This is a genomic window from Leucobacter celer subsp. astrifaciens (genome assembly GCF_001273835.1).
Lineage (GTDB): Bacteria > Actinomycetota > Actinomycetes > Actinomycetales > Microbacteriaceae > Leucobacter > Leucobacter celer.
The window spans coordinates 70311-93929 of sequence record NZ_JHEI01000133.1 but is presented as its reverse complement, the minus strand read 5'-3'; the positions used below and the strand labels follow the sequence as shown (position 1 = coordinate 93929).

Here is a 23619-nt window from a genome sequence, read left to right as displayed (position 1 = left end):
GAACGAACACACGCTAATCAAAGTTGACACTCGCTCAAGTTTAAGTGAAACGCAACATTGCCAGAACCCTCCCCCTTGGCATTCCTGGTTTTGGAGGCAGGCGGACGCAGAATGGGACGACCTTGCCTTCTAGCCGGTTTCTCGCCAGCAACCAGGTAAGGGCATCGACCTCGCATCTATGCGAGCATGATCGACATGACGACAGATGAGTTCGAGACCTACTTTCAGCGCCTGCTCCAAGCAATGGCTGAACCCACCGTTGCCGATTGGATGACCGCATGGGCCGCAATCGCCACCTGTGGGATTGCCGTTGTCGCGTTGGGCTATGCCGGCTGGCAAGTCAGCGAGGCGAAGAAATCGAGGTTGCAGGCTCGAGACTTGGAGCTAGAGCGATCGCAGCCCAACGTCGTGGTCTTCTGCGAACCCTCGAAGGCAACACCGTTCGTCATTGACTTCGTGGTGAAGAACTACGGCCTCACGGCTGCCACTGAAGTGACCTTCGATATTCATCCTTGGCCGGAACGAACGAACCAGGGGGCGGGCAGCGAGCGCGTGGAGCTGCCATCGGTAATCCCGGTTCTAGCGCCGGGACAGGAATGGCGCACGATGTGGGACATTTCCAAGGATCGACTGACGAGCACCCTTCCAGATCGCCACACTGGAACAGTTAGCTACAAGGGAGTAAACGGGTCTGACCGGAGCTCCGGCATAGACCTCGATTGGTCCATCTACAAGTCGCGGCGGTGGATGGAGGTCTACAGCATGTATGACGCCGCAAAGGCGCTCCGGGAGATCAAGTCAACTATAAAAAAATGGACCGAGAGCCCACAAGGCGCGCTATCGGTCTATACGCGCGACGGCCATGCGCGAGACAGCGAGAAGCGTGCAGCGTTCGAGGCCTATCAAGCAGGAGTTGCCAATCAGGCTGCCAGCAATGGAGCCGCAGCGACTTCTTCAGAGAACTCCTCACAGAAGCAATCAGGCATTGATGTCGAAGGCAGTTCCACTGCGGACGAGACACCGTGACGCCTGACCGCGCCGCCAGCCGCTCCATGCCACCATATTCCTCCGCACCTCTGACATCTCTGCACTCTTCCAGAAGACCAGATCATAGTGAGTTTAGTGACAGACCTCTAGCCCTTTTCGAAGCGACTCGCGCTTCCATCTGAGTCGACATGACGACACAGTGTCGGCGACCCCCGGTACGGTGGTCATAGCTCAAGCACTAGTTAGTTGCGCATGCACGCGAAGGAGGCACACAGCACGAGCAGGTCGCTCCATGAAGAAGTCTCCAATAAGAGACTGGCTTGAGCCCGATCCAAGGCGCTTCTCGATGACCACCGGATTGATTGCCAGACTTCCCGGCACCAGTTACGCTGCCGGGCAAAAGACTAAGGAAGTTTGAATGGCCTCCGTTGATGCCCAAATCCGCAGTGTCGCGGAGAACATCTCCCGGAATATCGATGCGCTGGGTCACGACAGAGCGCTCCTCGCGCAGAACCTGCTGGCCCAGCTTCGTAATCTAGTCGAGGCGGTAGCTGTTCGCCTTCAAAGTAACAGCGGAGATACGGAGTTCCATTACCACGCGACCGGTAGCGCCGTTGATTGGCTTGGCTCCCAGGGAAAAGAAATCAACTTTCTCTACCGACTCCACAAGCTGCTTCAAATGAGTACATCTCACTACACCTTTGAAGGTGACGCCTCTGAACGCCTGATGCTCAAGTACTATGAGTATCTCTTGCGGACTCGCACGATTCTGCATTCACGTTGCAGCATTGAAGTTCTGGGAAATCTCGAGAAGTTTCCGGTGGACCTCGATGAGTCCCTCAAGGAATATCACCAGAAGATCGCCGAGCGAATTGACGCGATTCGCGACCTTCACGGATCCGATGGCGCCCGGAGTCGTTACTACATTCACAAGGTTCGCCCTTTCTTCGTAAGAGAACGCATCCTCTATGAGGTGACGTTCTCGAACGCGGTAAATAAGTCAAGCAAGTTTGATCGAATTATCGCGTTCACCGACATCGACATGACAGATAAGTATGCGGCGAATCTGACGCTGATTAGCGATGCGATCCAAGTACTTGATCAGACCATGCCCATTCTGGTCGTCCAAAATTGGGAAGTCTCAATCCGCCCGTGCGAACTCGACAACTTCGCTCGCCTTGTCGGTCACGACATAAAAGTCAACTCTGGCAATAGTGAGTATCGCCTACTGATGCAATTTCTGACGGATACGTCATCAAGCTTGCTTGATCTGATGGACATGCCCGAAACTAGCTACCTGCACATACGTTCTCTCGTCACGCAGCGTGCGAAGAAACCGCAGATCTTTCCAGCCCTAGATGCAGCGCGCGCAATCATTTCAGCCAAGAATCCAGGTGCCAATGTCTTGCGTTACTTGATGCTCCGAATGAACAACCAGCTGGTCAAGCCGCAGTATGAATATGGTGGATGCGGGCTGCTCTCCAACCTGAATCTACCCTACGGGTGCAAACCGTTTGACGATATGCCGTTTTGTACCTCACTACCCGGCCATAACCCGCGGATCAATGACTTGCTCGAAAGCATCGACTCTTTGGGCAGAACCCACGAACTCCTGGCCCGCAAAGTCAAGACGAATGTCGAGAGACATGGGAGGCTCTACACTCCCCTGGAAGAGCTTGAACTCCTAGGCAACGTAGATGATCTCATGGCTGCCTATAACACGCAGGTTTATTACAAGCACACGGGCCGCAAGCTTGTCCAGGACAAGGGACACGTTTTCCAGCGTGAGTATGAGGACGGCACCGTCAGCATCATTGAGAAGATTCAGGAGTTCGCGAGAGCTGGAGTTGATGGATACGAGTCAGCTGTCACCCGATGGTTGAATGAGACCCAACTGGAGTTCGATGATGATGCCAAAGTTGAGGCGATGAAACGTCTCTTCGCGCACTCAGGCGTGGCGCTCATCTACGGTGCCGCAGGAACTGGCAAGTCAACCATGATCAATTACATCGCGAACTATTTTGCTGGGAATAGGAAGCTCTTCCTTGCCCACACCAACCCCGCAAAAGACAATCTGCAACGACGGGTTTCCGCACAGAATGCCGAGTTCAGAACCATCAGCAGCCAAATATATCGGACAGGGATTCAACCAGAGTACGACGTTCTTGTCATCGATGAGTGCAGCACTGTAAGCAACTCGGATCTCCTCAAAATCCTGGAAAGAACTTCTTTCAAGCTACTCGTACTGGTTGGGGACGTGTACCAGATCGAATCGATTCAGTTCGGAAACTGGTTCAGCATCATCCGTTCGTTCATTCCGAAAGAATCTGTCTTCGAGCTTGAGACTCCATATCGCACCAAGAGCCCCGAGCTCCTCGACTTCTGGTCGAAAGTACGCGCAATGGACGATGGCGTAGAAGAGTCGATCGCGCAAAATCAGTTTTCGACAGTGCTCGATCAATCCCTCTTTGAACCTCAACGCGAAGACGAGATTGTTCTGTGCCTAAACTATGACGGCCTCTACGGAATCAACAATGTCAACAGGTTCTTGCAGAGCAGCAACCCTGGGGAAGCGGTGTCCTGGGGCGTAAATACATACAAGGTGGGTGACCCAGTCCTCTTCAACGAGATCGACCGATTCAAGCCCGTGATCTTCAACAACCTCAAAGGCCGGATTGTCGATATCGCAACCTTTCCGGATCACATTCGGTTTGACGTCTGGCTCGATCGGAGCGTAACCGCAATTGACGTAGACGGCCAGGATCTCCGCTTCGTCGATGATTCAACTGTTCGCTTCGATGTTTATCTCCCAGGCAACTCCGACGAAGACGACGACTCCGACAACACGACAGTGCCGTTTCAAGTAGCGTATGCCGTTTCGATTCATAAGGCGCAAGGCCTCGAATATGACTCTGTGAAAGTTGTTGTGACCGATGCGAACGAGGATGACATCAGCCACAGCATCTTCTATACCGCAGTGACTCGCGCACGAGAACGCTTAAAGGTGTTCTGGACTCCTGAAACCCAACAAGCAGTCATCAGTCGCCTCGTAGCTCCAACGTCTGGAAAATCAAAGGATATTGGTCTCCTAAGAGCTAGACGAGGCGTGGTGCCGGTGCGTTAGCTTGGTTGATCCTTCGGTGCTCACGAACAAGGTCTCGCTACTGAGCTGCTACCGAAGTCGTGATGTGACTGAAGCCCGGTACTGGATTCAACATATTGCTGCGAGAGCCTAATCGCAATGTAACGAATGGACTGAAATGGATGCAGAGGAATTCTTTAGCCCTTGGGAGCACACCGTCACTGGGTGGGATGAAACTCTGACTGAGATTGGCAATTTACAGAGCCTGACAACACCGAGCCGAGAACTTGCCTGGCGAGGAGTTGCGAACTCGTCTCACGCATTGCATAGTTCGGTCTATAGGCGGTTCATTGCACGTATGGGAGCGCCGCCAGACGAGAATGATGTAGTCGAATTTGAGCGGGCCTTGCTAACAGAAGCGAGGCGACGTTGGCGTTTCGACAACCTTTCCGCTTTAGAAATTCTTGCTCATGTGCAGCACTACGGTGGCCCCACCCGCCTCCTCGATGTCTCGTTCAACCCGCTGGTGGCGCTGTGGTTCGCGGTAGAAAAGAAGTTCGACACAAAGGGCGACCCACGCCCGGATACCGATGGTCGCCTCTTCATTTTTGATGCAACCGACCGGCAGATCAACCTCGACGCAAAATGGGGAGGTTACGAACTTCCTTGGGAAACGGCCCCAACAGACAACTGGCGGCGCGGTCTTCCGCTCGTATGGCGGCCCCCAAGCTACAACGACCGCATCCCCGCGCAGAACTCCGCTTTCCTCCTTGGAGGTGTGCCGCAGGTATATGCCGGACAGAACGCGAAGTATCGCAAAGCTCCGGGAGACGGGAGTTCAGCCGGCCTCTGGAACATCGAGGAAGTCCGCCGAGCAACCTCGGTGACTCTTTCGATGAATAGTCTGGACCGCGCGCCTCGCAAGGACGCGAAGCCCACCTACACCCTCCGCATAGCAGCGTCCGGGAAGCCCGACATACGAGCGGCGTTGGAGAACCACTATGGCTTCAACGCAGCCTCGATCTATCCCGACCTCTATGGCCTTGCAAAATACGCTGCAGACGGTATCGCTATCTAGGAGATAAAGCCAGATACCCAATGCTCATTTTGAGCCGCAGCAGGTCTGGCGGAGGGCAGTCACAACAGGGCGAGGAGCGCATAGCCGAGGCTAGAGAAGTCTATGGCTCTCCATCCTGGAGGTCATCATCCCTCTTTTCGCCATGCGGGTCTGAGTGCTCATAGAGCACACTGCCAACCAGCCCTTCGACAGAGATCGCCGCAGGATCCGGTTCAGGGCGGCCCTCGACCTCAGCCAGCCGCACGGCGGAGAGGTAGGCGAGCCTCACTGCCTGGATCACAAGCACGCGGCGCAGGCCGTCAGAGACCTCTCCGCGTTCATGGGCAACGGCAGCGAGGCGCGCGATTGTCTCAGCTCGTCTCGCGATGCGCACATCAGCGTGTCCTCGCTCCCTCCGCGTCTGCTCCGAGATCAGCGGGAAAGTGTAGGACTGAGGCAGTTCCACCGGTGTGGAGATCGGCGGAATCTTCTCGTTGAGGATCGCCCCGAACTTGCTGTCTTCGATCGCAGCAAGATACGCCGAATACTCATAGGCGTCGAGCAGCCTGAGCGCGTCCTTGTCCTTGGCGGAGACTCCTTGGAGCTCCCATACGGGCCACATTCTCACTTCCGCGACCTCGAAAATATCAAGGATTCGCATCGCAACGGCGTCAGTGCGCTGGTTCGTCAAGTGACGGTTCAGGCGGGTGGCAAGCTGCTCATGCGTCTGGCCGACGTAGATCGGCTCTCCGTCGTAGTCGAAGAAGGCATAAACGCCCCACTTCGCTGATGAAATCTTCCTGCCTTGATCGTCCTTGGCCTTCTTCGCCTCATCAAAAAGCTGCCGGAACTCTTGAACAAGCGGTGCCGGAAGATCCTTTTTCCGAGGCTTGGAAAGGCCTCCGCCTTGTGGTGACGCTGTGCCCCGGCTAGCCATTCGCGACAGCCTCCTGGACTTCACTCACAGAAGCGAGCTTCCCGCGGATCAGCGGCATCAAGTAGTTCTTCGCGAGCCAGGACACCGCGGGCACTGCCACAGCGTCCCCGAATCCGAACAGTGCCTGGTTGTTCCTCGCGGCGCTCAGATCGTAGTCGCCCGCACCCATGAGCCGCGCATACTCGCGAGGAGTCATCCAGCGAACCTGCAGTCGCTTATTCCCGAGACGGACAACGGCCTGCTTCGATGAGCCGCCGCGCGCGGTGCGCAGGCACCCTGAGATGTCGTCCGGGCGAACTTCCCAGACAGCGACGCCATTGCGTGTGCGTCGGTATGCCGTTCGATACTTCACGCCAGGGCTTCGCTTCAACGCCATCACGCGATCGCGCTGCGTGGGGGAAAGCGATGAAGTGAACGCCTCAGTGCGGTCCGCATCCCACCAACGCTCATCATTCAATGACATGTCTTCCACTACCTCGCCCAGGCCTTCTGTCTTGGGTGCTGGAGGAGTTGGGAGCTTCGCGCGATGGGTACGGAGGGTCTTATCGCCGTAGACCCATTGGAGCCAGTCTGGTCGCAGCTCGGAGTTTGGCTCCGCAACGTCTTCCGGCGGGTTCTGTGCGCCGACGAGGAACAGTCTCGGCCGTGACTGCGGCAGGAAGCGTCGTGCGTCAATAGCAAGCACGTCCACCGAGTAGCCCAGGTCGTTGAACTCTCGAATTGCAGCGGTGAGATCGTCTCCGCCGTGCGATGTCGCGAGACCGACGACGTTTTCCAGAACCACTACCTCAGGCCGGCCGTCGTCAAGCTCTCTGAGCAGCTTCGTAAAGTGCCAGAACGTCCCTGACTGCACGCCCGCGAGTCCCGCTCGAGTGCCGGCGAGCGAGAGGTCAGTGCAAGGAGAGGAGGCCCAAGCCAGTTCGGCATCTCGCGGGAGGTCTTTCACCTTGACCTTGCCGATGTCTCCGAGGGCGAATGAGTGATCGGGCGACTCGGCGAACTGTGCGTCGTACATGGCCTTTTTGTCGGGCTCGTAGTCGTTCGCCCATGCAATGTGGAAGCCGGCTTCTTCGAGTCCCATACGAGCTAGGCCGATGCCTGCGAAGAACTCAAGCACCCGAGGTCGGGCTGCGCTGATCGGCGTGACATTTCCCATGCGGCTATCGTACTGGCCGCCACTGTCATTCACGTCGAGACACATCGTCTCCGGCTTCCAGCGGCCGCGATCAGCGATCCTCCTCTGCGAGCGATGCGGGCCTTCCCCCTCGTCATGGACAGCGGGCCCCGCTTCTTCGGCGGAGGCGGATCTAGAGCGGCTGCCTGAGTGCGTGAGCTCGACGCTTGACCGTGACGGCGGTTGTGATCGCAGCCGCGATCTCCTCCGGGCTCTGGTGCTCCCAGTACCGCAGCACGGTCCAACCCTCCGCTTCGAGCAGGCGGTTCGTCTCGGCGTCGCGGTCTCGGTTGCGAGTGATCTTGCCCTCCCAATAGGCTGCGTTGGCCTTCGGCATTACGAAGTGGAGTTCACAGCCATGCCAAAAGCAGCCGTCGAGGAAGACGGCGACGCGAAACCGGGTGAAGACGATGTCCGCTTTTCTCCTGAGTGCGCTGATCGGTCGGAAGTCGACTCGATAGCGAAGCCCTTGCGCGTGCAGAATTCGGCGGACGGCAAGTTCAAGCTCCGTGTCTCGGGAGCGGTTTGCCTGCATCGCGCGTCGAGCCTGTTTGCTGGACGCCCAGGACTCTGCCATGCCCTAAGAGTAGGTCTAATCTGCGCTCATCGGTAGGCGATCTGAGCCAATGCCCTTGTCACATTGGTTCCCATTTCGGAACTGAAATGGCATCAGCCTGCGTAGTAGCCGCGGTGGGTGTTCTCCTTGATGAAGTTCATGAGCGATTCTCGGGAGACGTACTTTCGTGAGCCGATGCGGGTATGTTCCAGCTCGCCTCGGTTCGTGAGCTCGTACACGGCAGAGTACGGGATGCCAAGGGCTGCGCCGGCGTCTTTCAGGGAGAGCAGCATCGGCCCGGTCTCTGAGAGGAGATTCGGGCGGATCACCGTGGTCTGCTCCGCTTCGACGATCTCGACTTCGGAGGCGGTGGTTTTCCAGGCGCCGAAGTAGCCGTAGGGGCGTTCGAATTCTTCTTGCACTTTCTGCGCTGCGTGTTCTTCATCGGTTGCGCGCACCCATCGTTCGGCGACTTGCACCCGGGTCACGACGACTTTGTACTTCATGTAGGTCTCCTGCTTGCTCACTTGCCGCGTCGGAATCTTGCGTGGTTTCGCTGGCTTGGGTTTGCTGATTCTCCGCATGGCTTTCACGGTTGCCTCGGCTCGTTCTTCCGGCCCTGCATACAGCGTGACCTGCAGTTCAGCGCTTGCGGCCGGCCCCCGTGACTTTGCCTGGGTTCGAAGTTTTCTCGCCTCGATGTCTGCGGGGACTGCAGCGGGCCAGGCCTTGCCTCGGTCAGTGAGCTGAGCGCGCCACTGAGCGCCGTGGCCCGAGATCTGCACGAGCCCGCGGTTTTGCAGCGCGCGGGCGGAAATGCGGTGTCTGAAGTCGCCGTCCGGGTAGACCCCGTCGGGGCTTCCTGCTTTGATCCATTCGAGCACCGCGATCTGAGCAGCGTTCAGCATGATCGTGCTGCGTGCCTCTGGATCGTTCATCAGCTGCCCGAGGAGTTCAGGTCCCTAGGGCTTGTCCGCGAACGGGTCGACGATGCTGTGTACTCCGTGCTCGGGGCAGACAAACATGATGCGCATGCCGTACCCGTCTGCGCCGCTCGGCTCGGGAACGCAATCGCCGCCGCATACCGTGCAGGTGCGGTATCCGCTGTCCGGATCCCATACGCGGATCTCTAGATCATCCGGGATCTCGATGCCGTTGTCCTCCATGTTCCGACCCTACGTGAAGACCTGGGTTCTGGGAACCGCGCCCGGATCATCGTGATCGGGCGCGGTTCCCGTGCGTGCTGGGGCGGCTATCCGCCGAATCGCTGTTCGAGCATTGATGCGGTAGCCGGGTCTACGAGGTCGTTTCGGGCGATGTAGTGCTGCTGGGTGATCCTCGGATCGGTGTGCCCGAGGAGCCCGGCCGCGAGATCGAGCCCGCCTGCCTGATAGATCGTGGTGGCCCCGGTCCTGCGGAACCGGTGCGGCGTGACGCCTTCGAGCCCGGTCTTGTCCATGATCAAGCGAAGCTGCCGGCGGACGTTGTTCGTGGTCATCGGGCCGCCCTTGCGGTTGCAGAACAGCAGAGCGTCCGGGTCGATCGAAAGCCGCTTCTTCAGCCGGGCCTTAATCGCTTTCACCGCGAACGCCGGGAGCGCGATCCTCCGCACCGACCGCGAAGTCTTCGGGTGATCCTGCCGGTGGGTCGGCTCGCCTTTCCGGCTCACGATCGTGCCAGCGATCTTCACCGTCGGGATCAGGCTGCGCAGATCGAGATCGCGCAGCCGGATCGCGAGCACCTCCCCAATCCGGACGGAAGTGCCGAGGAGCACTTCGATGATCTGGCCGAGCTGCCCGTCTGGTTTCGGCCCGGCAGTGATCTTCCGTTCTTCCCAGGCCTGTACGGCCTCCCGGATTAGCTCGATGTCGGAATCCTCGAACGCATCCGGGGTGCTGACGGGGCGGCGTAGCCGGGAGACGTGATCCATCGGGTTGCGCGGAATCACTTCGTGCCGTACGGCGAGGCCGAGGGCGAGTCTGAGGACGACGCGGGCCTGCCTGGCCCGGTTGTAGCTCTGTTTCGCGAGCTGCTTCAGGAAGTAGTCGCAGCGCGCGACCCCGATCTCACGCAGGGTGAGCTCGGCGAATACCGGCGCAACGAGGGTGCGCATGTTGCGTTCGTAGAGCTGCCGGGTGGTTTTCGAGAGGCGGTCTTCGATCTCCATGTCTTCGAGCCAGTAGTCCACGAGGGCGGAGAAGCGGCTGTCGGCGCTGATGCCGATGAAGCCGGGTTGGAAGAGCGAGCGTTCAGCGAGCTTGCGTTTGAGCGCGAGTTCCGCCGCGGTGCGGGTGGGGCCGGTGCATTGGACGGCGCGTAGCTTGCCGTCCCAGTCTCGGTATCTTGCGCGAGCTTCGCAGCGTCCTTTGCCAAGACGGCGGTGGCTGATCTTTCCGAAGGTACCGATGGGCGTGCGGGGCCTAGCCACGGTGGCCCCCATTCAGGTGAGCGGGATATGAGCGATTGGAATGGGCTGGTCGGGGGTGCTGCTGGGAATTGTGCATCTTTCCAGCCTGGCTTTACTCGGGCGGCGAGTTGACGCCGAAGATGCGTGAGGAGTTCAGAGCACGCCGAGTTCCTGGGCGACGAGTGTCAGCAGCAGATCACCTGGACGTTCCGCTGGCATCTCGGGATGATCGTTCGAATAGCGCATGGATTCGATCAGGGCGATGGCGGCTGCGTCGGCTCCAATTCGAGAGATGAGCTTGTCGAAACTCGCCCCAAATTGTCTCGCGAGATCTGGCTGACAGTCGTGGATGCATCCCGGCGTGCACGGTTCAAAGGTCCGGTTCTCGATCTCGGAGAGAGCTCGGCGGAACTGGGCACCATGCCAGTTGCGAGAGGCCGCGAACAGGGCGTCTCGGGCTTGTTCTCCGTCGGGGACGCTGAGGCGGCAGAGCTCTCGGGCATAGGTGTCGCTGGGTGCCGGAAGTGACCGCTCAAGTTCCGGCAGGGAATAGGTTAGGGGGTCTGCGTGGACGACCTCGTAGTACAGGGCGCGGGTGAGTGCGGACAGCGGGAGCCTGGTGTCGGCCCGGTACGGATCTAGAAGCTGGTGCCCGGGAGCTAGGTAGTCGTGGAGTTTTACTTCGAGCTGGCTGACGGTGTAGTCCGCGATGCGCTGCTTGGGTATGTAGGGTTTGGAGGCTTTCAGGTTCGTCGCGCCGCTGGTGACGGTCCAGATTGCCCGCATGAGATGCCCAAGTGAGAGCTGGCGGGCTGCGAACGTCAGGAGATCGAGTGCGCGCGGGCGAAGCTCATTGGAGATGTCTGGGAGCCGGTACTCGTCGTTGAGCTTGAACTTGAGGTAGCGGAGTGCTTCACTTCCAATGAGCTCCGCCGCGAAGGTCACTAGATCTTGTTGCTCAACTGCAGTGAGTGCATCGAGCTGTACGGATGCAACAACGTGTTCACGCGCGTTTTTCCACCGTGCCGGTTCATGCTGGCCGAGCCCAAGATGAAATCGCGTGAGGAGTGGGAAATAGCCCGTCCAATTTGGCTGTTCGCTATCCTCCACTGGCGCCCAGGCAAACGCCCGAGTAGGCGTTGAAGGATGAGTGACCAGTAGAGCTCCGTTTGCCTCATGAATGAGGTCTGCCCCCTGCTGGGGAGACGGCGCAAGCACGAGGTCTTGATGCTCAACCGGCTCAACGAGCCCGTCTCGTGCTGCGTAGTCCATCAGCGCGAGCGTCGTCAGCCGAGCGCGGAGACCAATGGAACGCGGATCTGGGAGATTCTGGCGATACTGCAGCGGATACTGTGCGGCAACCGCGCTACGCCGCTCGGCTTCGAGCGCGTCCAGCTGTCTTTGCTGCTCAGCTTTCGATTCCGCCTCCGCCTGCGCCGCGGCGAGTCGCCTGGCTGCTCGCTGCTGCTGCCGCAGACGCAGATCTTCAAGACCGGAGCCGCCGACACGGAGCACACTGTCCGCATATGCTGGGGTGCAGTCACAGCAAACGGTGTCCCGCCCGTTTCGTCCGGACTCGAACGCGGTGCGAGAGGTGAGCGTCAATGGTTCTCCGCACTCGACGCAATTTACGGCGGGGAGCACTGCGATTGCACCAGCACCGGCCACATGGTGGACCGATCCGCGCCACCCAGTGACCGAGATCGATTTCGTAGGCCTCACCCAGACGACCTTGTCGTAGGCATCGACACCTGAATGCTCCCAATACAGGCGAGCAATCTCCCATAGTTCCTCCGGCGCACCATCGCGCCGAGTCAATTCAAAGTCTGGCTCCACGCCCCCATTCTCCTACGCAAAAAGGGCGCCCCGAGTCCTGTGGCCGGTTCTCAAGCGTTCATGCTGCAATGCGCTCGTCTACGTCGAGTCATCGCCTCGCGAACGCGGGCGGCGAACAGCAAAACCAAGCTGATGGGGCCGAGCGTGAGGAACACGGTCCCCATAACGAGGCACCACAGGAGCGGGACGCTGAACAGGGCGTGGCCTCCGTCTTCGAGAATGCCTTTGAAGAGGTTCGCTACGAGGAAGTAGGGCACCGCGATCAGCATCGCGGGGACGCCCCACTTGTGGCTGTCGCGGCGGTGGACGATCCGCTGAATGAGCCGGAGGCTGGGAAGGTAGCGGTTCAGCGTGGCGACCACGCTCGCGACTCCCGAGACGATGAAGCCCAACATGATGATTCCTCTCAATAGCACACTGCTGTAGGTAGCGGCGCTATTGGAGGTGGCCCGAAGGCCCGGCCCGGAGGCGAAATATGTAGTGCAGATTTCTGCCGCTGCCCTTCTACTGTATGCCGAGCCGCTGAGAAGCGGAACCCTCGGGTCGTCTACAACGACCGTCCGCCCCGGCGGGTCAGTGCGTTCGCCGCAGCCTTTGGTCGTGCCCGCTGAGTCGCGAGGGCCCGGGCTCGTTGGATCGCTTGCGCGGCACGGGCGTGGTCGATCTTCTGCGCGATCCCGTCCGCTTCCGGGCCGAGGGCATCGTCACTGGTGATGCCGTAGCGGTCGCGGTACGCGGCGATCGTGCGCGCATATCGCGTCCAGGCTTCCTGCTTCCGCGGATCATGAGGCCGCGCCCCGAGCGCCCGCACCCACGGCACCCCTTCGGCGGTGGCTTGTTCGGCGATGGTGGTGGCGCGTTGTTCGATGAGGTGGTGCCGTTCCGCGAGCGCCTGCCGCATGTCCGGCTCGGTGATTCCGCCGGCGACCGGGATCAGGCCCGCGATCAACCGGGGCACCTGAGCGGCGTACCCGCCGGCGGCGGGGTGCTCGGTGGCGGTCGCGAGGCGCCAGTGCAAGACGGAGGCGATGTCGTCGGCGTCATCGAAGCCGCGGGCTTTGACGAGGCGCGGGAAGAGCCGGTCAACATCGTGATGGTTCGCTTCGGCACGGCGGAGCTCCGCGGCGAGGGCGCCAAAGGCATCTGAGTCGAGCACGGCATCTGCCTGCGCCGGGGTGAGGCTGGATGCTCGGATGAGGGTGACCCAGCGGTCGTGCTGGGCTTCGGTAGCGATGGTCTCGTACTCGGCGGCGAGCTGACAGATCGACCCCCACTTTTCCTGTTCTCGCTCGATCGTCTCGTGCACCGACAACTCCGCACCCGAATGGTTCAGCACCCCGAAGAGCACGCGCCGTGCGGCTTCTTCTGGGTCTTCGACTTCGTGCGGGTGCTGGTGCGCATCGTCGGGTGCATCGACGGCGACATAGGCATGGTTCCCGTCTCTTCCGCGTGTGAACGCGACGTACAAGTTCTCTCGCGTCATCGAGGGATCGATCAGCACATGCGACGTATCGACCGTGACGCCCTGGGCGCGGTAGGCGGTGACGGCGTAGCCCAGATCAAGATGTTCGGAAACGTAGTCGGCGGGCAGCACGATCGACCCGCCGCGATCCCGGTGTGTGGGCCGGATCGTCACGGAGCCGTCGGACCGTACCTTCGTGATTGTCCACCGGTTGCCGTTCTGCACCCACGTCGAGCCCGAGCGAAGATCCCGCCGATTCTTCCGAGTGATGACGACATCTCCGACCGCAGCGGTCGTCCCGCCGTCGAGGGTAACTTCACCGCGGATCGGTTTCACGATACCGGCGAGGATGAGTTCGGCTCGGGCCCGGAGGTTCAGCGCGGTCATGGACTCGGCGGCGTCGGTGACGAGGATCGACGCGATCCCCGCCTCCCGGTCAGCTCGCCACGCCTCATACGCACGCGCGGTCATATCCCCGGTATAGCCACCGATAATGCGGCCGGCATCTTGGTAGGTGTCGATCACGTCGGTGTGGCCGAGGCGGAGCCCGAGCGACGCTCGCTTCTCCCATTCATTCGTGAACCGGTGAATCGTGAAGAGTTCCGGGGCGTCATCGCGGTCGCTGGCGAGGAGCCCGAACGCTCCGGCGGCTTCGACGGCCTGCAACTGGGAGTAGTCGCCGACCAGCAAGAGTTTCGCACCGGCATCTGCGGCGAGGCGCGTGATGCGGTCGAGCGAAAGAGTACCGGCGAGGCTCGCTTCATCGATGACAACCAGCTGCCCCGCCCGGAACGCGGCTCTCCCCATGAGGTGCAGCGTCCACCATCTCGCGGTGTTCTCCGTCTGAATGCCGAGGTCATCAGCGAGGACTTCCGCCGCAACCACCGACGGCGCGAGCCCCACCACCGAGCCTTTCCCGTGCTGCTGTTCCCAGGCCTGCCGGAGGGCGTTCATCGCGGTGGTCTTCCCGGTCCCGGCCGGGCCGACGAGCAGGTCGAGCATCCTGCCCGAGACCGCGATCTTGGTGAGCGCGTCGGCTTGGTCGGGGCCGAGCATCCGCCCGTCCCGATCCGGCGTACCAGTTGCCCGCTCGATCACCGAGAGCGGCACGGTCGGGCCGGTCATCGTGCGGGAACGCTCCAAGAGCCGAGCTTCCGCATCCAGCAACTCGGTTGAAGAGAACACGGCCGAGTGGCGGGGCCGGAACGCGCTCGTGCCGTCGGCACGCTGGAACCGGGCCGGCGTCGAAGCCAACTCCGGCGGCGTGAGGCGCAGCGACGCACGCTCGGCGGCATCGACGACCAGGCCGGTCACGGCCTCCCGGTCGCGGGTCGTCGCGAATCGGTACTCCATCGTCTGCCGTGCCGCCTCCGCGGTGAGGTTCCATCGATGCCACGTCGAACGCTTCGCACCGACCGCCTCGACCACGCTGTGCGCGATCGCTTCGATCAGATCGAGCGGCACATCATCCGCCCGCAGCACCCGCACTTCACCGGCGGGGACCGCCTCGCGCGCCCAAACGCCGGCATCCCGACCCAGCTTCACCGACGCGCGTTTCCGCCATTCGGTGGTGAGGACAGCGAGGGAACGGACTTTCTTCTCAGGCCTGGTTTCGAGGGTCGCTTGGGCGCGGAGCCTGATGACCGTCGCGGCGGACGGCTGGCGGCCGTGCTTCGTGACGTAGTCGGCGATGAGGCGATCCTTCGCAGCGTCGATCTGATGCGCGCGGGTCGAGAACTCGAGCACGAGGTCTTCCGGGACCGTCTTGATTGCCCATGTCGGGTTTCGATCCCTGCCGCGTTCCCTGGCTTCCCATTCGACGCCGAAGAGCCGGGTGAGGTGGTCGGCGATGATCGCCTCGTGCAGTTCGGACAGCGCGACGGTCGCGGCGTGCATGGGTCGGCCGTCGAGCGACCGCCACCGCCCGTCGAGCACGGTCTTCACCTTGTTCGATACCACGACGTGCGTGTGCAGGTGCGGGTCGGAGGCGCGGGAGTCGTAGTGGTCGTAGGCGGTCGCCGCGATGCCGAAGGTATCGACCTGGGCGACCGCGCCGCCGTCGGTGCCGGTCGATCCGACACGGGTGGCGGCGACCTCGCGTTCCATGAACTCGATCGCTTCGGCGATTGCCGCGTGATGCGCGTTAGCGATCAGGGCTTGCGTGCCCGCATCCGCGACCGCCCACAGCACCGACGCGCTCTTGGGCAGGGAGAACGTGTAGTCATAGCCCGCGACGGCCTTCCGTGTGCCGCGCCGTCGTTCCTCGTCCTCGATCAGCGCGACGGCCCCCGCGCGGGAGGCAGGGCCGAGCTCGGGGTCGAGGGCTTCGATCCGGGCTTCGATGCGCTCGGCCGGGTTCGAGTAGACCGGGTAGGCGTGTCCGAGCGGATCACCCGTCACGGGGTCGCGGCCCATGCCGATGAGCAGTTGCAGTTGCTCCTCCGACACCTCATCCCCGGCCACGACCTGCCCGCCTGCGAGCTGCGTGACACCGGCGCCGAGCCACCGGCCGGGCGGGTTGCCGACTTCGGCGTAGTACCGCGTGAGCGGCGTCGACAGAGAGCGGTCTCCGTCGCCGGTGACGACGGAACGCAGGAGGTACTTGTAGCCATCACCAGCGCTCATCACCCGCATCGAGACCGTCACGGTTGCGGCTCCCCTCCATCTTGCAATCTGGGTTTGCGTGAGGGGTTGCGGCCTCGCAGTTGCGCAACCCCGGCAAAGGTCAGAACAGTGTCGGACCCGCAGTCTTCTTCGGCGTCCCGCGCCGGGGTTGGGGCGTCGGCAACCGGCGGGCTTGCGTCTGCAACTCCTGGGGTTGCAGACGTTCGGCGAGCACGCGCTTCACGTCGCTCCACAGCTCGGGCCGGTCACGGTTGGCGTCGCGTTCGTAGTCTTGGCGAAGGTCGCGGAGGAAGCGGGCACGCCGTTCCGGGTTGGAGAGCTGAGCTTCGTAGAAGCCGCCGCGGTCGTAATGCGCGATGAACCCGAAGTAGCCGTGAGTAGACAGGCCTTCGTACAGGGGTCGGGTGAAGCGCTCGCGCGGGCAGTCGGCGGCTATGAACCGCAGCAGGGCGTTCACGAATCGGGCTTTACGCTCCGGCGTGCCCGACTCCCAACCCGAGGCTACGAACTGGGCTGGCTGGTATCTCGGTGCTTTCGTGCTCATGGCGTGCGTCCCTTCCTCCGTGGGGTCTCGGTCAGAAGGAAGGTGCACGCAGTCAGCTACAGCACGAAGAGCAGATCAGCACGAGCGGCGTGTGACTTCTGGGGCGCATAATGCTCGCTTCAAACCGCAGATGCAAGACGCGTGAGAGCTCGGGAGCAGGGCGAGCGACGAGCGGTGCGGACCGGAGGACCGTGCTGGGCGGCGCAGGCGGGGTGGGGCTCGGTGGTGCGGGATATGCGCGATGGGCGAAGCGGCGGATGCGAGCGGAGTGCACCTGAGAGGTGACCATCCGGCGGCGCTGAACGCGCGGGCCGGGATCGCCGATCTCCCGGAGTTCCGATGCGAGAAGCCCCAGCTCTGCCGTCCGACCCTGCGCCACCGCGCATCGGGTCGCTGTTCTCCGGCTACGGCGGCCTCGATCTCGCTGTCGAGCACGTCTTCCACGCACAGACGATCTGGTTTTCAGAGATCAGCCCCGTGCAGCACGTCTTCGCTCACCACTGGCCCGACGCCCCGAACCTCGGCGACATCACCGATGTCAGGTGGGCTGAGGTCGAGCCAGTGGACATCCTATGCGGCGGGTTCCCCTGCCAGGATGTCTCCACCGTCGGGAAGATGGCAGGCCTCGCCCCCGGCACGAGATCCGGTCTCTGGTCGTACATGGCCGAGGCCATTGACCAGCTCCGCCCCGAGTTCGTCGTCATCGAGAACGTGCGCGGTTTGCTCTCTGCATCCGCGATCCGCGCAATCCCTGAAGGAGGCAATCGTGCAACCCGTGAATCCGCAACCCTTCGCAATCTGGAACCCGGCTTCTGGAATGTGGCAGACGACACAGCTCGACCTCTCCGCGCAGCCGGCGCCGTTCTCGGAGACCTGGCCGACATCGGGTATGACGCGCAATGGATCGGCCTACCCGCTTCCACCATCGGTGCTCCGCACCCGAGGTTTCGCGTTTTCATCGTCGCGCACGCCCCTGTTCCGAACGCCACTCGCTTCCGACGCCGCGAGAGGTGGAGAGAACCTGGATCAGGTGAGAGCGCGTCGCGGCACGATCGCGCTCTCGCATCAGATCATCGACATCGCGCTGAATGGGCCAGCTGGCTCGGAGGAATGGAAGCCCGAACCCGAGACCTTGTGGTGGCTGATCGACGGCATACTCGGCGATGGGGCCGATATGCTGATGCCATCGCCAGATGGGAGCACATCACCGGGCGCGAAGCACCCGCGCCAACAATTCTGAACGACACACCTCGCCCCAGGCCAGCACCAGAGTTCGTCGAATGGATCATGGGCCTTCTTCCAGGCTGGGTGACCCTCCTCGATCATCCACTGACCCCAAACCAGCGCCTTGCCGCACTTGGAAACGGGGTGCAACCGTTGCAGGCCGCCACCGCGATCTCGTGGATGCTCGAGAATGCCACCAGGTAGATATCCACGTTGTGCCATCGCAGTTGTCATCAACCAAAGTTGAGACCGGCTGCCGACGACCTCCGGAACCGGAAACGCTTGTCGACGAATCAATCGGCCTTTGGCGACAAGCGAATGGGCACGGGCACGGGCAGAGTAGAAAATGCAGCAATATACTGACTATATAGTCTCGCTAATGACGTAGTACGCGTGCGCGATGTTCCGCGAGGAGGCAGGGGATTCGCAGGTCACCCAAGGCAAGAGACTTGGCAAAATCTCTAGACGCGGTTTTCGCTGAGTTGAGAACGTATCCCTATAGCGAATCAGTATTGTGCAACAGTTCCATCGAGTTACTTCCTAATCGAACGAAACTCCGAGCTCATATTGCTTCATCCCCAGAACGGTTCGCTTACTTCCAGATGCACTGGGTTTTCTGAGCGCCTCACGGTTTCAGAGCGTTTCGAAGGCCTAGGCCATGCGCTCAACCGAGAGTAGACCTTCTCGGAATAAGCGCCGGCGGAAACAGTAGGTTCTGGCTCGTGCCTGGCTCCTCGAGGATAAGGTTCGCTGCTGCCATACCCATATCGAATGTCGGTTGAGTGATCACGGAGAGAGGTGTGGATAGATGTTCGGCCCACTGGAAGTCATCGACCCCCAAAACCGCCACATCTTCGGGAATGCGGAGCCCGGTTCGTGCAAGGGCCTCGTAGGCACGGAACGTTGCGACGCCGGTCGTCGCAAAGATCGCGTTGATCTTGCCCCTCTCGTAACTCTCTAGAATCCTTGCAGACAGCTTGAGGCTCGGTTCTGAAAGCGATTGCAGCTGAAAGGTTTCCATCTCCCGATGGGTCACGCCCGATCGTCTCATCGCTTCCCTGAACCCCTCGGTGCGTTCCTTCGCTGTGAGACGCAACGGTGCCTGGTTGACGACAAGCACGCGAGTGCGGCCGGTGTCCGCCAAATGCGACCAGGCGAGTGCTCCCGCGGCAGCATTATCAAGCCTGATACTGTGCACCCGTGGATGATCGAAACTTGGCACTCTTGTGATGTACACGCACTCAGTGCCCGATTCTGCCATTCGCAAGATGACATCGTCGTTGTCGTGTGCGGCGGTGATGAGTCCACGCACCCGGTGCGAGTCAAGCAAGGACAGAATCTGGCGTTCTTGATCAACGTCACGATTGCCAGCAGCGAGGTAGGCAAGAGATCCCTGACTGTTGGCGACCTGCGAAATGCCTTCTATGAGGCCAACATAGTAAGGGCTCCTCATGTCTGCGAAGAGAACGCCTATCGTGTTCGTGCGGCCTGCGAACACCGCTCGTGTGAGATCACTGGGTCGGTATCTCAGGTCGTCGACTACATCTTGCACCCGTTGGCGGGTCGTCTCACTCACGGAAGGCGACCCGTTGAGCACGCGGGAAACCGTCGCCGTCGATACCCCGGCCTCTTGTGCCACCTTGGCGATAGTTGCTCTTTGGGAATTGCTCACGCTATGACAATACCTCGGCTCTACCGCTCTTGAGGATGGGCGAGGACGAGATGTCTCGACCACGGGCTCAGAAGCAAACTTGTACTTGTACTTGCGCTAGGAGCGCTTTGAAGGCATGATGTAACTAGTTACATTACGGAGCAAAGCTGTTCCGGGAAGGATTTGCCATCAACGATGAAGGCTCGAGCCGTCCCGCATACGCGCCCCTCGCGTTTCAATTCGTCCGACGCGCTCTTCTTCACGACCTGCAGTCTCATGCCAATCGTATGAGTGTCAGTTCAGTCCTTGTAGCCCATCGAAAGAAAGCGGAAGTAAATGTCTCCAGCTGATAACTCGCCGATCGACTCCGTATCGGTCGATATTCTCGGCAATCACCTACTCGCAACTGCGGAGGAGATGGGAGTTGCCTTGATTAGGGCCGCCTACTCTCCGAACATTAAGGAACGTCGCGATTGCTCGACCTCTCTCCTTGACAGTTCGGGTCGGACTATTGCGCAGGCTGAACACATCCCACTCCATATGGGATCTATGTTCGGCTTCATTCCGCGCCTGCTCGAACAGTTCGGGGACGACATTCATCCCGGTGATGTCTTCCTCTCAAACGATCCATATGTTGGAGGCAGCACTCACCTCCCCGATGTCTCAGTCGTTGCTCCACTGTTCGCGGACGGCCAGCTAGCCGGGTTCGCCGCGAGCGTCGCGCATCACGCCGAAATGGGAGGGTCGCTCGGAGGAGCACCCGACATTTTCTCCGAGGGGCTCCGAATTCCTCCGGTGAAGATCATTGCCCAGGGCAAAATGGATGACCAGGTTATGCGGTTCATTCTGAACAACTGCAGAGCACCACGCGACCGACGAGGAGATCTTCGAGCACAGTTCGCGGCGGTCAGTCTCGGCGTTCAACGCTACGCGGAACTGGTGGACAAGTACGAAGCCTCCTACGTGCTGAAAGCCACTGAGCTCTGGCTCGATAAAGCGGAACAGCAAGTCCGTGCCGCTCTTGAACATGTCGAGCCGGGAACGTACACCTTCGTTGACCACCTCGACTATGACGGTGCAGGCACGGAAGATATCCGCATTGAGGTCGCTGTCGAGGTAACTCGTGAATCCATCAGTGTCGATTTCACTGGTTCCTCTGCACAGGTTCCGGGACAGATCAACGTTGTCCCCTCGGCCCTCGACGCTACGGTCTACTACGCGATCAAGGCGGCCCTCGATCCCGAACTCCCCGCAAACTCTGGCTTCTACCGTGTCATCAACGTTCATGCCGAGCGCGGATCGATTCTGAACCCGATCGACCCGGCACCCGTCTGGTCGCGCTCGGACACCTGTCAACGAGTTGCCGAGGCGATACTCGGAGCGCTCGCTCCGGCACTGCCGGACCGGATCCCCGCAGCGTCGCACGGTTCTATCCCTAGCATCCATCTCCATGGGCACTACCCCGACTCGGGGGAGTTCTTCAGCTACGTCGAGAGCTATGGCGGCGGCTTTGGTGCCTCGCCTGCGGGTGACGGCCCGTCCGGCGTGCACTCTCATCTGACCAACACGGCCAACACGCCGAACGAAGTCATGGAGATCGCATACCCACTTCGTATCCGACGCTACGGATTGCGCTCAGGATCAGGAGGCGCAGGTCGCTTTGCAGGAGGCGAAGGGATCATCCGAGAAATTGAAACGCTCGTTCCTGGTGTTCGACTCCGCACTAAAGGTGATCGGGTGAAGACCGGCCCTTGGGGATTGCAGGGTGGCGGCGAAGGCCTGCCGTTGCAAGTCACCATCGACCCAGGGACGAGCCAAGAACGAATCTACCGGCGCGAGGACAACGGCACCGCGCTTCCACAGGGCACCATCATCAGGATCGAAACCGCCGGCGGCGGCGGATACGGCGAGCAGAACGACGAGGCAACCGCCTCCCAAGACTCAAACAACACGGCAGGAGCAAAGAATTGACTCGGATCGGTATCGATATTGGCGGCACCTTCACAGATGTCGTGGCCGAAGTCGACGGACGCTTCTACAGCGCGAAAGTGCCTTCGACCCGCCCGAATCCCGATGAAGCCGTATCATCAGCGCTCGACGTGATCCTCAGCAGGTCTGGCGCTCAGCCCGAAGACGTTGTCGCGGTCAGTCACGGCACGACTGTGGCTACCAACGCTGCGATCGAAGGAAACTTTGCCACCGTCGGCCTGCTCACAACTGCAGGATTCGCGGACGTTCTCGCTGTCGGACGCCAGACGAGAGAAGGGCTGTACGACCTACTCTTCCGCACAAGACGAGTGCTTGTTCCAAGCGAGATGCGTGCTGAGATTAACGAACGCACAAGCGCCTCTGGGGAGTCCTTGATCCTACCGCAGCGCCAAGAAGTGCAGAAAACGGCACAACGCCTTCTCGAATCTGGTGCGGAAGTCCTGTGCGTCGGTTTCTTGCATTCTTACATCAACGATGCCCACGAGAAACTCGCAGCATCCTGGATTCGTGAGGACTTCCCAGATGTACCGGTATGGACTTCGGCTGCGGTCGCACCTGAATTCCGTGAGTATGAGCGGTTCTCTACCGCTGTGCTGGATGCCGCGCTCGGCCCGCTCATGGCGCGCTATCTGGAGCGTTTCTCCACTCGCGTTGAAGATGCTTCCATCCATGTTCACCCCTTGCTCATGCATTCTGCGGGCGGACTTGCCACCTTGTCAGATGCGGGAGAGCACCCGACGATGACGTTGCTCTCCGGGCCTGCTGCCGGAGTGCTCGGAACGATCGACATCGGCGAGAAGCTGAATCGTTCAGAGCTCCTCACCTTCGACATGGGAGGCACGAGCGCCGATCTCAGCCTCATCCACAACGGACAACCCACCATGCTGAGGCTTCGCGAAGTCGAACGCATCCCAGTACTGGGCAACAGCCTGGACATCAGCACGATCGGAGCCGGTGGAGGAAGCATCGCTTGGGTCGACCCCGGCGGACGGCTTCGTGTTGGACCAAAGTCTGCGGGTGCACGACCCGGGCCCGCTGCGTACGGACATGGTGGCACTGAGCCCACTGTCACCGACGCCCTCGTGCTTGCAGGGTTGATACCAGCAAGTCTTGAGTTGGGCTCAAGCGTGAAGATCGACTACGACGCGGCGCTCGCTGCTATGACCCCTGTTGCGCAGCGTCTGGGGCTGGAACCGATTGACGCGGCCCGAGCAGTGCTTGATGTGGTGAACACCAACATGTCCCTGACCGCGCGCAAGATCATCCTCGAACGTGGTTTGGACCCGCGAGACTTCAGCCTCGTGGCTTTTGGTGGCGCTGGACCGATGCATGCAGTCGATGTTGCCCGTGAGCTGGGGATCTCTGAAGTGATTATCCCCGCGACCCCCGGGACTATGTGTGCTCTGGGGCTCCTTGTCTCCGACCAGGAATCCGAGTTTGTCGCCTCCCAGATCATTGAACTCCAAGAGGAAAGCCTGGACCTGCTCAACCGGATCGCTGCCGACCTTCTCGAAGAAGGAACGGCATGGGTCAAGGATCAAGCTGTACAGGGTGGCCGTCCGGTCTATTCCCTTCGTGGCGATATGCGGTACAAGGGCCAGCACCATGCGCTCAGCATTCAGATGCCTGGCTTGTCCCTCACCGCCGCCGATATCGAAGTTACGCGTAAAGCCTTCATCCAGGCCCATCGCTCACAGAACGGCTACGCCGCGGAAGACGAGCCGATTGAGCTCGTGAACCTTCGTCTGCAAGCAGTCGTCATCCTGCCGGGGAAGAGCGAGAACGACGCGAAGCAGGACGAGTTCAAGGCAGGTGTCAACGACTCCGCGCCGCAGCTGGGGAGTGTTGACGTGTGGTGGGACCGTGAACAGAGCGTCCCGACTCCGGTCGTGCAGCGTGCTCAATTGCCAGTTGGTAGGGAGCTTGCCGGCCCCGCCTTGGTGCTTCAGGAAGACACCACCATTGCGATTCCTCCGGGGGCGACCTTCTCCCCGATGCCGGATGGGTCCGCTCTCGTCCACATGATGGCACCCAGTCTGCATGATGATCAACCTCAGCTGGATACCGTACAGGTCTAGAGGGTCTGAC

At 60.7% G+C, this 23619-nt stretch carries 17 protein-coding genes; 6 read left to right on the top strand and 11 right to left on the bottom strand.

Annotated elements, in window-relative coordinates; genetic code table 11:
* Nucleotides 1–195 precede the first annotated feature (195 nt).
* The 3 genes from AMS65_RS02875 (at nt 196) to AMS65_RS18615 (ending at nt 5147) form a co-directional block, all read left to right on the top strand.
* Nucleotides 196–1026: a hypothetical protein gene (locus AMS65_RS02875; protein ID WP_162231744.1), complete on the top strand. Its 831-nt coding sequence runs from the start codon at nt 196–198 to the stop codon at nt 1024–1026.
* A gap of 379 nt (nt 1027–1405) precedes the next feature.
* Complete coding sequence (locus tag AMS65_RS02870) at nt 1406–4111, top strand: ATP-dependent DNA helicase (RefSeq protein WP_053382662.1); 2706 nt, start codon at nt 1406–1408, stop codon at nt 4109–4111.
* A 136-nt stretch (nt 4112–4247) separates the two neighbouring features.
* Nucleotides 4248–5147: an FRG domain-containing protein gene (locus AMS65_RS18615; RefSeq protein ID WP_075200809.1), complete on the top strand. Its 900-nt coding sequence runs from the start codon at nt 4248–4250 to the stop codon at nt 5145–5147.
* A gap of 100 nt (nt 5148–5247) precedes the next feature.
* On the opposite strand, the gene AMS65_RS02865 is transcribed toward AMS65_RS18615, so the two are convergent.
* The 10 genes from AMS65_RS02865 to AMS65_RS02815 all read right to left on the bottom strand — a co-directional run bounded on the left by AMS65_RS02865 (nt 5248) and on the right by AMS65_RS02815 (nt 16667).
* A complete protein-coding gene (locus tag AMS65_RS02865) occupies nt 5248–6063 on the bottom strand; it encodes a GIY-YIG nuclease family protein (protein ID WP_053382661.1) in 816 nt (271 codons plus the stop codon).
* On the bottom strand, nt 6056–7219 hold the full coding sequence (locus AMS65_RS02860; RefSeq protein ID WP_053382885.1) for a DNA cytosine methyltransferase: 1164 nt from the start codon (nt 7217–7219) through the stop codon (nt 6056–6058). Before AMS65_RS02860 ends, AMS65_RS02865 begins: the two co-directional genes overlap by 8 nt.
* 151 nt (nt 7220–7370) lie before the next feature.
* Complete coding sequence (locus AMS65_RS02855) at nt 7371–7814, bottom strand: very short patch repair endonuclease (protein ID WP_075200808.1); 444 nt, start codon at nt 7812–7814, stop codon at nt 7371–7373.
* A gap of 92 nt (nt 7815–7906) precedes the next feature.
* Complete coding sequence (locus tag AMS65_RS18995) at nt 7907–8731, bottom strand: helix-turn-helix domain-containing protein (protein WP_083451440.1); 825 nt, start codon at nt 8729–8731, stop codon at nt 7907–7909.
* A 24-nt stretch (nt 8732–8755) separates the two neighbouring features.
* Nucleotides 8756–8959, bottom strand: a complete 204-nt coding sequence (locus AMS65_RS02845; RefSeq protein WP_053382659.1) for a hypothetical protein — start codon at nt 8957–8959, stop codon at nt 8756–8758.
* An 86-nt stretch (nt 8960–9045) separates the two neighbouring features.
* Nucleotides 9046–10221, bottom strand: a complete 1176-nt coding sequence (locus tag AMS65_RS02840) for a tyrosine-type recombinase/integrase (RefSeq protein ID WP_053382658.1) — start codon at nt 10219–10221, stop codon at nt 9046–9048.
* Nucleotides 10222–10353: 132 nt separating this feature from the next.
* A complete protein-coding gene (locus AMS65_RS19295; protein ID WP_157502031.1) occupies nt 10354–12036 on the bottom strand; it encodes a hypothetical protein in 1683 nt (560 codons plus the stop codon).
* Nucleotides 12037–12086: 50 nt separating this feature from the next.
* A complete protein-coding gene (locus tag AMS65_RS02825) occupies nt 12087–12431 on the bottom strand; it encodes a hypothetical protein (RefSeq protein ID WP_053382655.1) in 345 nt (114 codons plus the stop codon).
* Between the two features lie 152 nt (nt 12432–12583).
* Nucleotides 12584–16132, bottom strand: coding sequence for a MobF family relaxase (mobF, locus tag AMS65_RS02820; protein ID WP_449405305.1), 3549 nt, complete (start codon nt 16130–16132; stop codon nt 12584–12586).
* A gap of 91 nt (nt 16133–16223) precedes the next feature.
* Entirely contained in the window at nt 16224–16667 is a 444-nt protein-coding gene (locus AMS65_RS02815; RefSeq protein ID WP_053382654.1) for a hypothetical protein, read from the bottom strand.
* A gap of 339 nt (nt 16668–17006) precedes the next feature.
* On the opposite strand from AMS65_RS02815, the gene AMS65_RS18610 reads away from it, so the two are divergent.
* Nucleotides 17007–18095 carry a DNA cytosine methyltransferase gene (locus AMS65_RS18610; RefSeq protein WP_075200807.1) on the top strand — a complete coding sequence of 363 codons (1089 nt, stop codon included), beginning with the start codon at nt 17007–17009 and terminating at the stop codon, nt 18093–18095.
* Between the two features lie 460 nt (nt 18096–18555).
* On the opposite strand, the gene AMS65_RS18605 is transcribed toward AMS65_RS18610, so the two are convergent.
* Nucleotides 18556–19563, bottom strand: coding sequence for a LacI family DNA-binding transcriptional regulator (locus tag AMS65_RS18605; protein ID WP_075200806.1), 1008 nt, complete (start codon nt 19561–19563; stop codon nt 18556–18558).
* Between the two features lie 315 nt (nt 19564–19878).
* On the opposite strand from AMS65_RS18605, the gene AMS65_RS18600 reads away from it, so the two are divergent.
* Nucleotides 19879–21513, top strand: a complete 1635-nt coding sequence (locus AMS65_RS18600) for a hydantoinase B/oxoprolinase family protein (RefSeq protein WP_083451437.1) — start codon at nt 19879–19881, stop codon at nt 21511–21513.
* The gene (locus AMS65_RS18595; RefSeq protein ID WP_075200805.1) at nt 21510–23609 is read left to right on the top strand and encodes a hydantoinase/oxoprolinase family protein; all 2100 of its coding nucleotides are present in this window, start codon (nt 21510–21512) and stop codon (nt 23607–23609) included. The genes AMS65_RS18600 and AMS65_RS18595 overlap by 4 nt, the downstream gene beginning before the upstream one ends.
* Nucleotides 23610–23619: the final 10 nt, after the last annotated feature.

Bases quoted from the DNA above. Each gene is read 5' to 3' on its own strand.
- AMS65_RS02875 (WP_162231744.1), top strand. From the start codon at position 196: ATGACGACAGATGAGTTCGAGACCTACTTTCAGCGCCTGCTCCAAGCA.
- AMS65_RS02870 (WP_053382662.1), top strand. From the start codon at position 1,406: ATGGCCTCCGTTGATGCCCAAATCCGCAGTGTCGCGGAGAACATCTCC.
- AMS65_RS18615 (WP_075200809.1), top strand. From the start codon at position 4,248: ATGGATGCAGAGGAATTCTTTAGCCCTTGGGAGCACACCGTCACTGGG.
- AMS65_RS02865 (WP_053382661.1), bottom strand. From the start codon at position 6,063: ATGGCTAGCCGGGGCACAGCGTCACCACAAGGCGGAGGCCTTTCCAAG.
- AMS65_RS02860 (WP_053382885.1), bottom strand. From the start codon at position 7,219: ATGGGAAATGTCACGCCGATCAGCGCAGCCCGACCTCGGGTGCTTGAG.
- AMS65_RS02855 (WP_075200808.1), bottom strand. From the start codon at position 7,814: ATGGCAGAGTCCTGGGCGTCCAGCAAACAGGCTCGACGCGCGATGCAG.
- AMS65_RS18995 (WP_083451440.1), bottom strand. From the start codon at position 8,731: ATGAACGATCCAGAGGCACGCAGCACGATCATGCTGAACGCTGCTCAG.
- AMS65_RS02845 (WP_053382659.1), bottom strand. From the start codon at position 8,959: ATGGAGGACAACGGCATCGAGATCCCGGATGATCTAGAGATCCGCGTA.
- AMS65_RS02825 (WP_053382655.1), bottom strand. From the start codon at position 12,431: ATGTTGGGCTTCATCGTCTCGGGAGTCGCGAGCGTGGTCGCCACGCTG.
- mobF (WP_449405305.1), bottom strand. From the start codon at position 16,132: ATGCGGGTGATGAGCGCTGGTGATGGCTACAAGTACCTCCTGCGTTCC.
- AMS65_RS02815 (WP_053382654.1), bottom strand. From the start codon at position 16,667: ATGAGCACGAAAGCACCGAGATACCAGCCAGCCCAGTTCGTAGCCTCG.
- AMS65_RS18610 (WP_075200807.1), top strand. From the start codon at position 17,007: ATGCGAGAAGCCCCAGCTCTGCCGTCCGACCCTGCGCCACCGCGCATC.
- AMS65_RS18600 (WP_083451437.1), top strand. From the start codon at position 19,879: ATGTCTCCAGCTGATAACTCGCCGATCGACTCCGTATCGGTCGATATT.